At 72.0% G+C, this 12,222-nt stretch carries 12 protein-coding genes; 9 read left to right on the plus strand and 3 right to left on the minus strand.

Annotated features, from left to right (window positions below; all coding sequences use genetic code 11):
* The first annotated feature begins 218 nt into the window (after positions 1-218).
* From ACWGJY_RS24085 to ACWGJY_RS24105, 5 genes are read left to right on the plus strand one after another with little or no spacing between them, the layout of a single operon-like run.
* The gene (locus ACWGJY_RS24085) at positions 219-1,538 is read left to right on the plus strand and encodes a prenyltransferase/squalene oxidase repeat-containing protein (RefSeq protein WP_453262905.1); all 1,320 of its coding nucleotides are present in this window, start codon (positions 219-221) and stop codon (positions 1,536-1,538) included.
* Positions 1,538-2,227, plus strand: a complete 690-nt coding sequence (locus ACWGJY_RS24090; RefSeq protein WP_453262906.1) for an SCO2322 family protein — start codon at positions 1,538-1,540, stop codon at positions 2,225-2,227. The genes ACWGJY_RS24085 and ACWGJY_RS24090 overlap by 1 nt, the downstream gene beginning before the upstream one ends.
* Entirely contained in the window at positions 2,224-3,423 is a 1,200-nt protein-coding gene (locus ACWGJY_RS24095; protein WP_453262907.1) for an energy-coupling factor transporter transmembrane component T, read from the plus strand. Before ACWGJY_RS24090 ends, ACWGJY_RS24095 begins: the two co-directional genes overlap by 4 nt.
* On the plus strand, positions 3,420-5,123 hold the full coding sequence (locus ACWGJY_RS24100; protein WP_453262908.1) for an ABC transporter ATP-binding protein: 1,704 nt from the start codon (positions 3,420-3,422) through the stop codon (positions 5,121-5,123). Before ACWGJY_RS24095 ends, ACWGJY_RS24100 begins: the two co-directional genes overlap by 4 nt.
* Positions 5,120-6,127: an ECF transporter S component gene (locus tag ACWGJY_RS24105; RefSeq protein WP_453262909.1), complete on the plus strand. Its 1,008-nt coding sequence runs from the start codon at positions 5,120-5,122 to the stop codon at positions 6,125-6,127. Before ACWGJY_RS24100 ends, ACWGJY_RS24105 begins: the two co-directional genes overlap by 4 nt.
* Here the strand turns inward: ACWGJY_RS24105 and ACWGJY_RS24110 are convergent.
* Positions 6,111-7,280 carry a steroid 3-ketoacyl-CoA thiolase gene (locus ACWGJY_RS24110; protein WP_453262910.1) on the minus strand — a complete coding sequence of 390 codons (1,170 nt, stop codon included), beginning with the start codon at positions 7,278-7,280 and terminating at the stop codon, positions 6,111-6,113. The genes ACWGJY_RS24105 and ACWGJY_RS24110 overlap by 17 nt on opposite strands.
* Positions 7,281-7,520: 240 nt before the next feature.
* Between ACWGJY_RS24110 and ACWGJY_RS24115 the strand changes: the two genes are divergently transcribed.
* The 4 genes from ACWGJY_RS24115 to ACWGJY_RS24130 all read left to right on the plus strand — a co-directional run bounded on the left by ACWGJY_RS24115 (position 7,521) and on the right by ACWGJY_RS24130 (position 11,109).
* Positions 7,521-8,753 (plus strand): cytochrome P450, encoded by a 1,233-nt coding sequence (locus ACWGJY_RS24115; RefSeq protein WP_453262911.1) that lies wholly within the window; start codon positions 7,521-7,523, stop codon positions 8,751-8,753.
* A 433-nt stretch (positions 8,754-9,186) separates the two neighbouring features.
* Positions 9,187-9,807 (plus strand): DUF6230 family protein, encoded by a 621-nt coding sequence (locus tag ACWGJY_RS24120; RefSeq protein ID WP_453262912.1) that lies wholly within the window; start codon positions 9,187-9,189, stop codon positions 9,805-9,807.
* A complete protein-coding gene (locus ACWGJY_RS24125; RefSeq protein WP_453262913.1) occupies positions 9,798-10,283 on the plus strand; it encodes a DUF6114 domain-containing protein in 486 nt (161 codons plus the stop codon). The genes ACWGJY_RS24120 and ACWGJY_RS24125 overlap by 10 nt, the downstream gene beginning before the upstream one ends.
* 127 nt (positions 10,284-10,410) lie before the next feature.
* Positions 10,411-11,109 (plus strand): hypothetical protein, encoded by a 699-nt coding sequence (locus tag ACWGJY_RS24130; RefSeq protein ID WP_453262914.1) that lies wholly within the window; start codon positions 10,411-10,413, stop codon positions 11,107-11,109.
* Between the two features lie 188 nt (positions 11,110-11,297).
* Here ACWGJY_RS24130 and ACWGJY_RS24135 read toward each other — a convergent pair whose 3' ends face one another.
* Together ACWGJY_RS24135 and ACWGJY_RS24140 are read right to left on the minus strand one after the other, a co-directional pair.
* Positions 11,298-11,681 carry a hypothetical protein gene (locus ACWGJY_RS24135; protein WP_453262915.1) on the minus strand — a complete coding sequence of 128 codons (384 nt, stop codon included), beginning with the start codon at positions 11,679-11,681 and terminating at the stop codon, positions 11,298-11,300.
* A gap of 98 nt (positions 11,682-11,779) precedes the next feature.
* Positions 11,780-12,222, minus strand: a 443-nt coding sequence (locus ACWGJY_RS24140) for a cbb3-type cytochrome c oxidase subunit I (protein ID WP_453262916.1), incomplete at its 5' end; no start/stop codon positions are given.

A 12,222-nucleotide genomic window follows, 5' to 3' on the forward strand; every position in this document is an offset into this window, starting at 1 on the left:
CGTGGACGGCCGGACGAGCCGGAGCACCCGAGGGGGCACGACCAAGGCTCCCGCCACCGGAACCGCCCGCCCGCGCGGACGGCCGGTGCGGCGGCACCGTCGAGGTATACGGAGCTGAGCCCGGTGCCACCGTGCCCGATCATGGATCGGCGCGCGGGCGGCCGGCCGAGCGCGGCTGCGTAACACCGCCGCGACCCGACCCGAGAGGCACCGACCCGATGGCCCCCATGGCTTCCATGGCTCACCAGGCCCCTTTGACGCATTCCGTCGCCTTCCTGGCGCGCCGCGCCGCCACGGCGCTGGCGGCCGTGGCGGTGCTGGGCGCGGCCGCTGCCCCCGCCGCGTACGCGGACTCCGCCGACGCCCCGTCCCCGTCCGCGTCCCCCAAGAAGCTGCCCGCCGGGCTGTACGGCACCAAGGACCCGCAGTACGACGGGGTCTGGCGGCAGTCGCTCGCGCTGCTGGCCCAGGACACCGTGGGCATCCGTCCCGCGGCGTCCGCCGTGGACTGGCTGGCCGGGCAGCAGTGCGCCGACGGCTCGTTCACCGCCTTCCGCGCCGCGCCGGGCAAGCCCTGTGACGCCAAGACCCTGCGGGACACCAACCAGACGGCTGCGGCGGTGCAGGCACTGGCCGCGCTGGGCGGGCACGGCGATGCCGTGCAGAAGGCCGTGCGCTGGCTGAAGTCGGTACAGCACGAGGACGGCAGCTGGAGCTCGATGGCCGGCGCGGCCGGCGATGCCAACTCCACCTCCGTGGTCATCGGCGCGCTCACGGCGGCGGGCGAGAAGCCCCGGTCCGTGACGTCGGAGAAAGGCGGCAAGACCCCCTACGACGGGCTGCTCACCTTCCAGCTGGGCTGCGGGGCGAAGGCCGACGGGCACGGCGCGTTCACCTTCCAGCTCAAGGGCGCGGCCCCGAACGCCGACGCCACGGCGGCCGCCGCAACCGGAGCGCTCGGCAAGGGCTTTGTCGTCGAACCGTCCGGTAAGGGCACGGACACCCCGGTCAAGCCGCTGAACTGCAAGGACGGCGACAAGAAGGCGGGCACCGGCGATCCGGCGCAGGCCGCGGCGGCCGGCGACGGCTACCTCGTCGCACAGCTCGACAAGAACGGACAGCATCTGCTCTCCGTGATGCCGGGCGCGGAGCAGCAGCCCGATGTCGGCAACACCGCCGATGCCGTGGTGGCGCTGGCGGCCGGCGCACACGGCGCCGCCACCGCGAAGCCGCTGAAGTGGCTGGAGAAGAACGCGGCGGGCTGGGCCGGGCAGAACGGACCCGCCGCGTACGCCCAGCTGGTGCTGGCCGCGCACGCCACCGGTACCGACCCGCGCTCCTTCGGCGGCACCGACCTGGTGGCCGCGCTCAATGCCACCGGCCCCGAGCCGGCGGCGGCTGCGAAGACGGACACCGAGGACGCCGGCAGTTCCCAGGACGGCGGCGGCTTCGGTGTGGTGTGGGTCATCGGCATCGGCCTCGCCATCGGCGCCGGTATCGGCTTCCTGCTGAGCAGCCGTAAGAAGAAGCAGCTCTGATGCGGCGTACCGGGATCGCCGGTGCCGTGCTGCTGGCCGGTACGGTCACCGGTCTGGCCGCCGGGCCCGCCGAGGCGCAGGAGTACCGCTACTGGTCCTTCTGGGAGGGCAAGGGCAGCTCCTGGGCGTACGCCACCGAAGGGCCGGCCACGCTGCGGCCGGCCGACGGCGCGGTGGAGGGCTTCCGCTTCACCGTCAGCGCCGACTCCGCCGCGGCCGGCAAGCCCCGTGCGGCCGCCGGTTTCGACGCGATCTGCCACGGCACCCCCGCCAAGGACGGCCGCAAGCGGATCGGCATCGTTCTCGACTTCGGCACCGCGGCGGACGCGGCCGGCGGCGAGCAGCCGCCGAAGGCCCGGACGGAGTGCGCCCAGGTGTCCGAGGACGCCTCGGCGGGGGAGGCGCTGGCGGCGGTCGCCCGGCCGCTGCGCTATGACTCCGGTGCCTTGCTGTGCGCCATCGCCGGTTACCCGGAGTCGGGGTGCGCGGACCAGGTGAAGGGCGCCGGGGAGCGCGCGTCCTCCGCTTCGCCCTCATCGGGCGCGGCGGCCGGGGGCGACGCGAACGGCGGGGGCGAAGCGGGCGGCGGGGGCGACGGCGGCCCGTCCGCCGGGCTGGTCGGCGGTGTGGCGGCCGTCGTCGTCCTGGGCGCAGCGGCGGTGTGGCAGGCGCGCCGCCGACGCGGATGAGCGCCCCGCAGGCGACCCGTACCACCGCGCTGCACGCCGGCGCCTGGTGGCTGTGGGCGCTCGGGCTGGCCACCGCGGCCTCCCGCACCACCGATCCGCTGCTGCTGGGACTGCTGGTGGGGGTGGCCGGCTATGTCGTCGCGGCCCGCCGTACGGATGCGCCGTGGGCCCGTTCGTACGGCGCGTTCGCCAAGCTCGGGCTGGTCGTGATCGGCATCCGGCTGGTCTTCGCCTTCTTCCTCGGCTCGCCGGTCCCCGGTACGCACACCCTGGTCACGCTGCCCGAAGTGCCGCTGCCGGACTGGGCGAAGGGCGTCCGGATCGGCGGCCGGGTGACCGCCGAGGGCCTGGTCTTCGCCCTCTACGACGGGCTGAAACTGGCCACCCTCCTCCTCTGCGTGGGCGCCGCCAATGCGCTCGCCAACCCGGCCCGGCTGCTGAAGTCCCTGCCCGGTGCGCTCTACGAAGCGGGCGTGGCGGTCGTCGTCGCGATGACCTTCGCCCCGAACCTGGTCGCCGACGTCCAGCGGCTGCGCGCCGCCCGCCGGCTGCGCGGCCGCCCCGACCGCGGCTTCCGGGCGCTGGTCCAGGTCGGCGTGCCCGTTCTGGAAGGCGCGCTGGAGCGCTCGGTGGCGCTGGCCGCGGCCATGGACGCGCGCGGTTACGGCCGTAGCGCCGAGGTGCCGCCCGCCGTACGGCATCTCACTTCCGTCCTCACCCTCGGCGGGCTGCTCGGCATCTGCGCGGGAACGTACGGGCTGCTGGGCGACACCGGGGGCGGCTACGGGCTGCCGCTGCTGCTCGCCGGGCTGGCGGCGGCGCTCGCCGGGCTGTGGCTCGGCGGCCGCCGGTCGGTGCGCAGCCGCTACCGGCCCGACCGGTGGGGCGTCCGCGCCTGGCTGGTCGCGGGCTCCGGCATCGCCGTCGCCGCCCTGATGATCTGGGCGAACGCCTATGCGCCCGCCGCCCTCCACCCGCCCGCCGTCCCGCTCACCGCCCCCGTCCTCCCGCTCTGGCCGGCCGTCTCCGTTCTCGTGGGGCTGCTGCCCGCGTTCGTCGCCCCGCTTCCGCCGCGCGCGGACCGGGCGGAGCAGGGGGAGCGGACGGACCGGGCGGAGCGGACGGACCGGGCCGGGGCCGGGGCCGGTGGCCGTGCCCCCGAAGTCGATCCGTGTGCGAAGGAGACCGTCCAGTGATCCGGTTCGAGCAGGTCTCGGTCACCTACGGCGATGCCGCGGCGCCCGCCGTCCAGGGCATCGACCTGACCGTCCCCGAGGGCGAACTGTGCCTGCTGATCGGCCCCTCCGGCGTCGGCAAGTCCACCGTCCTGAACGCCGTCTGCGGCCTCGTCCCGCACTTCACCGGCGGCACCCTGCGCGGCCGGGTCACCGTCGACGGCCGGGACACCCGCACCCACAAACCCCGCGAACTGGCCGATGTCGTCGGCACCGTGGGCCAGGACCCGCGGGCGCACTTCGTCACCGACACCGTCGAGGACGAACTCGCCTACGGCATGGAGTCGCTCGGTCTCGCCCCCGACGTGATGCGCCGCCGCGTCGAGGAGACCCTTGACCTGCTGGGTCTGGCCGAGCTGCGCGACCGGGCCCTCACCACGCTGTCCGGCGGGCAGATGCAGCGGGTGGCGATCGGTTCGGTGCTCACCCCCCACCCCAAGGTCCTGGTGCTCGACGAGCCGACCTCGGCGCTCGACCCCGCCGCGGCCGAAGAGGTCCTCGCCGTACTCCAGCGCCTGGTCCACGATCTCGGCATCACGGTCCTGCTGGCCGAACACCGCCTGGAGCGGGTGGTCCAGTACGCCGACCAGGTCATCCTGCTCCCTTCCCCGGGCGCACCCCCGGTCGTGGGCACCCCCGCCGACATCATGGCGGTCTCGCCCGTCCACCCCCCGGTGGTGGCTCTCGGCCGCCTCGCCCGCTGGTCCCCGCTCCCGCTCTCGGTACGCGATGCCCGCCGCAAGGCCGCACCCCTGCGCGAGCGGCTGACGGGGGTCAGGCCACCGGCACCGGGTACGGTCGGGCGCGTGGCGGGCACGCCGGCCGTGCCGGCCCCTGCTTCCGCGGGCATCCCGGCCGGTGCTTCCGCGGGCTCCCCGGCCGGTGCTTCCGTCCCGGCCGGTGCCGCGGCGGCCGTCTGCGGGCTCGCTGTCCGCCGGGGCCGGACCGAGGCGCTGTACCAGGTGGACCTGACCGTGCACACCGGCGAGACCCTTGCCCTGATGGGCCGTAACGGGGCGGGGAAGTCCACCCTCCTCTCCACCCTTGTCGGTATGCACCCACCGTTCTCCGGCACGGTGCGGGTCGGCGGCGCCATCCCGCACCGCACCAAGCCCCGCGATCTGCTGCGGCATGTCGGCCTGGTCCCCCAGGAACCCCGCGACCTGCTCCACGCGGACACCGTCGCCGCCGAATGCACCGCGGCCGACCAGGACGCGGGCGCCCCCGCCGGCAGTTGCCGGGCCCTGGTGACCCGGCTGCTGCCGGATGTGCCGGACTCCGTGCACCCCCGCGATCTGTCCGAGGGCCAGCGTCTCGCCCTCGCCCTTGCGGTCGTGCTGACCGCCCGTCCTCCGCTGCTGCTGCTCGACGAGCCCACCCGCGGCCTGGACTACGCCGCCAAGGCCCGTCTGGTCGAGGTACTGCGCAGCCTGGCCGGCGAGGGCCACGCCATCGTCCTGGCCACCCATGACGTGGAACTCGCCGCCGAACTGGCTCATCGCGTCGTCATCCTCGCCGACGGTGAGATCGTCGCCGACGGTCCCACCGATGAGGTCGTGGTCTCCTCGCCTTCCTTCGCACCGCAGGTTGCCAAGGTGCTGGCCCCGCTGTCCTGGCTGACCGTTCCTCAGGTGGCCCACGCCCTGGAGGACACCGCATGACCGCGCTGCCGCACGGGCCGGCCGGCGACGAGGCCCTCACCGGCACCGGCGCCGGTCATGGTCCCGGCGCCGGACCCGGCTTCGGCCGCCAGGCCCGTGCCGTACGGCTCGGGCCCCGTTCCGTCGCCGCCCTGGTCCTCATCTCGGCCATCGGTGTGATGGCCTTCGGGTGGCCGCTGCTCGCCGACTCCGCCTCCGGGCTCGCCCATTCCAAGGACGCGCCCTGGCTGTTCGCCGCGCTGCTGCCGATGCTGCTCGCCGTTGTCGTGGCGACCATTGCCGACACCGGTCTGGACGCGAAGGCCATCGCCATGCTCGGCGTCCTGGCCGCGGCCGGGGCCGCGATGCGCCCGCTGGGTGCGGGGACCGCCGGTATCGAGCCGATGTTCTTTCTGATGGTGCTGTCGGGGCGGGTCCTTGGGCCCGGCTTCGGGTTCGTACTGGGTTCCGTGGCGATGTTTGCTTCGGCACTGCTGACCGGCGGGGTCGGCCCCTGGATGCCGTTCCAGATGCTGACGATGGGGTGGGTGTCGATGGGCGCCGGACTGCTGCCGGGACCCGACCGGCTGCGCGGCCGCCGTGAGCTGGCCGTGCTCGCCGCCTACGGAGCCGTCTCCGCCGTCCTCTACGGCCTGGTCATGAACCTCCAGGGCTGGCCCTATATCGGCGGCATGGCCTCGGGCGTCTCCTTCGTGCCCGGCGACCCGCTCGGCCACAACCTCGCCCGCTATCTCGCCTACTGCCTCGCCACCTCCCTCGGCTGGGATCTCCCCCGGGCCCTGGTCACCGTGCTCCTCACCTGCACGCTGGGCGGCACCGTCCTCAAGGCCCTGCGCCGCGCCACCCGCCGGGCCGCCTTCGACGTCCCCGTCTCGTTCACTCCCGACTCGTCCACTCCCGGCTCGGCCGCTCCCGTCCCGTCCCCTCCCGTCCCGTCCCCTCCCGTCCCGTCCCCTCCCGATCCGCCCGACGGGGCCGCTCCGGGCACTACAGCCGCTGGATGATCGTCCCCGTCGCCAGCGCCCCGCCCGCGCACATGGTGATCAGGGCGAATTCCTTGTCCCGGCGTTCGAGTTCATGGAGTGCGGTGGTGATGAGCCGGGCTCCGGTGGCGCCGACCGGGTGGCCCAGGGCGATCGCGCCGCCGTTCACGTTCACCTTCTCCAGGTCCTGCTCGAAGACCTGCGCCCAGGAGAGCACGACGGAGGCGAAGGCTTCGTTGATCTCGACGAGATCGATGTCCTTGAGGGACATCCCGGCCTTGCCGAGCACGGCACGGGTGGCGTCGATGGGGCCGTCCAGATGGAAGTGCGGATCGGAGCCGACCAGCGCCTGGGCCACGATGCGGGCCCGTGGCTTGAGCTTGAGGGCGCGCGCCATGCGCTTGGAGGCCCACATCACCGCGGCCGCTCCGTCGGAGATCTGCGAGGAATTGCCCGCCGTGTGGACGGCGGTCGGCATCACGGGCTTGAGGCCGCCCAGCGCCTCCATGCTGGTGTCGCGCGGTCCTTCGTCGCGGTCGACCAGCCGCCACATGCCCTGGCCCGCGGCCTGTTCGTCCTCGGTGGTGGGGACCTGGACGGCGAAGGTCTCCCGTTTGAAGCGTTCCTCGGCCCAGGCGGCGGCCGCCCGCTCCTGTGAGATCAGGCCGAGCGAGTCGACGTTCTCGCGGGTCAGCCCCCGGTTGCGGGCGATGCGTTCGGCCGCTTCGAACTGGTTGGGCAGATCGACGTTCCACTCGTCGGGCCAGGGCTTGCCGGGGCCGTGCTTGGAGCCGCTGCCGAGCGGCACCCGGGACATCGCCTCGACGCCACAGCCGATGCCGATGTCGATGACACCGCCCGCGATCATGTTGGCCACCATGTGGTTGGCCTGCTGGGAGGAGCCGCACTGGCAGTCCACGGTGGTCGCGGCCGTCTCGTACGGGAGGCCCATCGCCAGCCAGGCGTTGCGTGCCGGGTTCATGGACTGTTCACCGGCGTGGGTGACCGTGCCGCCGACGATCTGTTCGATGCAGTCGGGCTGGATGCCCGTACGGGCGAGGAGTTCGCGGTAGGTCTCGCCCAGGAGGTAGGCGGGGTGCAGATTGGCGAGCGCGCCCGCGCGCTTGCCGATGGGAGTGCGTACTGCTTCGACGATGACGGGTTCCGCGGCCATGACTGACTCGTCCTCTCCTCACGTCCGCGGGCGTCCCGGCACCCACGGAAGAAGAACTAGTACGCGTTCTAGTTCTACAAACAGTCTTATGAGCCGCCCTCCGGGGCGCAAGGGGCGTGCAACACCCTTGTCCGCAAGGGGAGTAGTCGCACCCCTTGCCTCTTGCGGAACTCGTCACTACCTTCACCGCGACCCATATCTGATGAGCCGTCAGAAGTCCGGATGGACCAGGAGCCGCCGATGCCATGCCCCGCATTGCCCGAAGGGTTCGACTTCACCGACCCCGACGTCTACCAGACCCGCGTTCCGCTCCCCGAGTTCGCGCAGCTGCGGCAGACCGCGCCCGTGTGGTGGAACGCCCAGCCGCACGGCATTGCCGGCTTCGGCGACGACGGCTACTGGGTCGTCACCCGCCATCAGGACGTCAAGGAGGTGTCGACCAAGCCGGAGATCTTCTCCGCGAACCTCAACACCTCGATCATCCGCTTCCACGCGTCCATGACCCGTGAGCAGATCGACGTACAGAAACTGATCATGCTGAACATGGACCCGCCCGAGCACACCAGGGTCCGCCAGATAGTGCAGCGCGGCTTCACCCCGCGCTCCATCCGCGCCCTGGAGGGCGCGTTGCGCGACCGTGCGGCGCACATCGTCGCCGAGGCGCGCCGCAGCGGCTCCGGGGACTTCGTCACCGACGTCGCCTGCGAGCTCCCCCTCCAGGCCATCGCGGAACTCATCGGCATCCCCCAGGACGACCGGGCCCGTATCTTCGACTGGTCGAACAAAATGGTCGCGTACGACGATCCCGAACTGGCCATCACCGAAGAGGTCGGCATCAACGCGGCCATGGAGCTGATCTCGTACGCGATGAATCTCGCCGCGGCGCGCAAGGAATGCCCGGCCGAGGACATCGTCAGCCGGCTGGTGGCGGCGGAGCACGAGGGGAATCTCGGCTCCGACGAATTCGGCTTCTTCGTGCTGCTGCTGGCGGTGGCCGGGAACGAGACGACGCGCAATGCCATCACCCACGGGATGCATGCCTTCCTCACCCATCCCGGCCAGTGGGAGCTCTACAAGCGCGAGCGCCCCGGGACGGCGGCCGAGGAGATCGTCCGGTGGGCGACGCCGGTGGTCTCCTTCCAGCGCACCGCCACCCAGGACACCGAACTGGGCGGCGCGAAGATCAAGAAGGGCCAGCGGGTGGGGATCTTCTACTCCTCCGCCAACAACGACCCGGAGGTGTTCGACCACCCCGAGGTCTTCGACATCACCCGCGACCCCAACCCCCACCTGGGATTCGGCGGCGGCGGACCGCACTTCTGCCTCGGCAAGTCCCTTGCCGTCCTGGAGATCAACCTGATCTTCAACGCCCTCGCGGACGCGATGCCCGGCATCTCCCTGGCAGGCGATCCGCGCCGACTCCGCTCGGCCTGGCTCAACGGCGTCAAGGAGCTACGGGTTCACTACGGCTGACCGGCGAGGCCGCAGCGCAGGGGTGCGGCGGAGGGGAGGTGCGAGCGGCAGGCGGGAGGGCGGGCGGCGCACGTCAAGCGGGTGGGAACGGGTGAGCGGGCGGGAGCAGGCGGGAGCGGGCGGGAGCGGGCGGGAGCGGGCGCGCGGCGAAAGCCGGACCGGCGGTATGTCCGAAAACGGTTCCGCCCTCAACCTTGCCAGCTGTCATGGGCAGACTTACATTCAACTGGCCAGTAACACCCGGCAGTTCGGCATTATCGCGCACGGCCCGGCAGCGCGCACCCCCGAGCCACACGTTCTCCCCCATATGCGCACACGGCGGCTCGCCATGCGTCTTCGGCGCCACGCGCACCTCACCCCGCGCACCCCGCGCATCTGCATCTCCCACGGCTCCACAGTGCACTCCACCGCTCTTCGAAGGGGACATACCGTTATGAAGGACGCACACGGCAGACCTGTCACGGGACGCATCAGCTGGCGGAAGTTCGCCGTGCTGTCCGTCCCGGCCCTCGCCGGCACCGCCGCCCTGGGCATCGCCCTGGCCAACGGGGCGCTGGCGGCGTCATTTGCCGTCTCGGGACAGCAGTTCAAGGTCTCCGCCGACAGCCTCACGGGCAAGGGATTCGCCCAGTACGGCAGTGTGGACGCGAACGCCAGGGGTGATCTCCTGCCGGTCGCCGTCACCGCCATCAAGACGGCCCAGCTGAACCATCTGTGCCAGTCGGTCGTCACCCACCTGCCGGTCGTCGGCGATATCTCGCTCAACCTCAGCGCCGGTACGGGCAGCAAGCCCGTCGAGGCAGCCGATCTCTTCGTGGACGCCACCCAGCTCTCCGGCAATGCGTCCTTCCACCACATCGAAATCGGCCGGGACGCCTCCACCCTCGACAAGGGGCCGGACAGCGCCCAGGGGATGCAGGACCTCTTCGCCCAGCAGGCCGATGACGTCAACATCAGCAATCTGAGGCAGACCGCCTGGGCCACCAACGCAGGGACGTTCAAGCTGTCCGGCCTGAGCATGAAGATCTCCAAGGGCAAGAAGGAATGCTTCTGACCTGGCGGCGCTGGCGAACGGGGCGGCCCTTCTGGGGCGGTCTGGTGACCGTCATCGCCGGCGCCGAGATCTGTGCCATCCCCCTGGCACCGCTGAAGATCATGCTGCAACAGGGCATCGCCGGTATCCCGTCCGTGCTGATGGGGCTGGTGATGATCGTGATGGCGCTCTCGGCGTGGTTCGCGCCGCACTACCGCGGACTCGCGGGTGTGCTCACGGTGCTCTGTGCGGCGGCCGCGCTGGTGATGTCCAACCTCGGTGGCTTTCTGATCGGCACCGTCCTCGGGATTCTCGGCGGCTCGATGATCTTTGCCTGGCAGCCGGTCGTACCCGCGGAACCCGCAACGTCCGCGCCGCCGGCGGCCAGTGGCGAGCCCGGCCCGCCCGCGGCCAGTGGCGAGCCCGGCCCGCCCGCGGCCAGTGGGGAGCCCGGCCCGCCCGCGCCCGCGACAGCGCCCGCGACCGGCGAACCGTAGCCCCTGCCGGCCGGCGCCGGCCCGTACGCGTACCCCCACACCTCCGTCCGCGTACGGAACCCGAACGCTGCCCGCACCGTCCGCCGCACCACCCCTCCGGCCCCCGCCCCTCAGAAGGAGACCCACGATGACGATGACGCAGCCCGCCCGCCGTGCCCCCCGTCAGCGCGCCTTACTCACCGCCGGTACCGGGATCGTCGCGGCCCTCGGCCTGTCGCTCGCCATGACCGGCTCCGCGACGGCACAGCCCGCCGGGACGCCGTCCGCCGCGGCGGCCTCCACGACCGTGAGCCCCGCAGGTCACAGCTTCACCGCCACGCTCAGCGGCAAGGCCACCTTCAAGGCCGGTTCGGTGACCGTCACGTGCGCGACCTCGTCCTCCAGCGGGCAGGTCCCGGCCGCGCCCGGCAACCAGAACCCGGCCGGTCCGGTGAGCAGTTCCACCACTCCGGCGACCTACGGCTCCTGTACGACGAGCATGCCCGGTGTCAGCGCGACCGTGACCACGACGGGCGCCTGGGGCGTGGCCATGCAGAACGGGGCGCCGGTGACCGCCGGACTGACCATCCCCGTGGGCGGGTTCGTGCTCAAGACCAGCGGTCTTGCCTCCTGCACGGTGACCGCGGCCCCCACCTCGGCGGCAACGGTGAACGGCACCTGGACCAACGGCGCACCGTCCACCCTCACCTTCACCAACGCGTCGGTGCCGGTGAAGGTGACCGGCAGTTTCGGCTGCCCCACCAGCTCGACCAGCTCGACGTTCAACGCCGTCTACCGGGTCAGCGACACCACCGCCCCCGCATCCCAGATCACCGTCACCGGCTGAACGACGGACCGGCAGGCCGGCAGACCGGCCACGGGTAACGGGTGACGGGTAACGGGTAACGGGTGACGGGTAACGGGTAACGGGTGACGGGTAACGGGTGACGGGTGACGGCCGTTGCATACGGCCGTCACCCGTCCCGTCCCTTCCCTTCCCCTTCCCGTCCCGTGGTGGGCCGTTGCCCTCTCGGCTCAGCGCGCGGTCAGGCCCGCGGACGCCACGGTCAGCAGCGCCGCCAGCGCCACCGTGCCACTCAGCAGCGCGGTGACCAGCCGTCGCCGCAGGGCCCGGTAGACGCCTTCGTATTCGGTCCGCAGCGCGGCACTGCGCACCGCGACGCGCTCCAGATAGGCTCGTGAGATGTCGCGCTGGTCCTGGCAGTAGCGCAGCTCCACTTCCCGCCGCTGGGAATCGGTGAGCCAGGGCAAACCGGCGCAGAAGGCCTGAGCGCGGGTGCGGGCCCGGTCCTTCTCCGCCTCCCAGAGGAGAAATCCCTCGATCTCGTTGATGGCCTGGTCCTGGTCCTGGTCCTGGTGCTGACCCTGGTCCCGGTGCTGGCCCTGATGCCGGCCCATCTGCGTACCGTCCCCCCTCCACATTCCGATGCCCGTTCCGCCGGACCTTCCGATATCCGATCCGATATCCGATCCGATATCCGTCCCGCTGTCCTCACTCATATGCGTGCTCCGATGCCGGCGACGGGCGCTTCCTCGGTATGTGCCAGGGCCCCGGCCTCGCCTGCGATCTCCGGGTGGTGCAGGTCGAATGCCGGGGATTCGGAGCGAATACGCGGCAGGGTGAGAAAGTTGTGCCGGGGCGGCGGGCAGGACGTCGCCCACTCCAGCGAACGGCCGTAGCCCCACGGGTCGTCGGCCTCGACCTTCTCGCCGTACTTCGCGGTCTTCCAGACGTTGTAGAAGAACGGCAGGAGGGAGAGCCCGAGGAGGAAGGAGAAGATGCTGGAGAGGGTGTTCAGAGCGGTGAATCCGTCGGCGGCCAGATAGTCGGGGATACGGCGCACCATGCCCTCGGCGCCCAGCCAGTGCTGGACGAGGAAGGTGCCGTGGAAGCCCACGAACAGCGTCCAGAAGGTGATCTTCCCGAGCCGCTCGTCCA

Source organism: Streptomyces sp. NPDC054765 (assembly GCF_053612065.1).

Coding starts and splice junctions, on each gene's coding strand:
- ACWGJY_RS24085 (WP_453262905.1), top strand. CDS start 219: ATGGCCCCCATGGCTTCCATGGCTCACCAGGCCCCTTTGACGCATTCC.
- ACWGJY_RS24090 (WP_453262906.1), top strand. CDS start 1,538: ATGCGGCGTACCGGGATCGCCGGTGCCGTGCTGCTGGCCGGTACGGTC.
- ACWGJY_RS24095 (WP_453262907.1), top strand. CDS start 2,224: ATGAGCGCCCCGCAGGCGACCCGTACCACCGCGCTGCACGCCGGCGCC.
- ACWGJY_RS24105 (WP_453262909.1), top strand. CDS start 5,120: ATGACCGCGCTGCCGCACGGGCCGGCCGGCGACGAGGCCCTCACCGGC.
- ACWGJY_RS24110 (WP_453262910.1), bottom strand. CDS start 7,280: ATGGCCGCGGAACCCGTCATCGTCGAAGCAGTACGCACTCCCATCGGC.
- ACWGJY_RS24115 (WP_453262911.1), top strand. CDS start 7,521: ATGCCATGCCCCGCATTGCCCGAAGGGTTCGACTTCACCGACCCCGAC.
- ACWGJY_RS24120 (WP_453262912.1), top strand. CDS start 9,187: ATGAAGGACGCACACGGCAGACCTGTCACGGGACGCATCAGCTGGCGG.
- ACWGJY_RS24125 (WP_453262913.1), top strand. CDS start 9,798: ATGCTTCTGACCTGGCGGCGCTGGCGAACGGGGCGGCCCTTCTGGGGC.
- ACWGJY_RS24130 (WP_453262914.1), top strand. CDS start 10,411: ATGACGATGACGCAGCCCGCCCGCCGTGCCCCCCGTCAGCGCGCCTTA.
- ACWGJY_RS24135 (WP_453262915.1), bottom strand. CDS start 11,681: ATGGGCCGGCATCAGGGCCAGCACCGGGACCAGGGTCAGCACCAGGAC.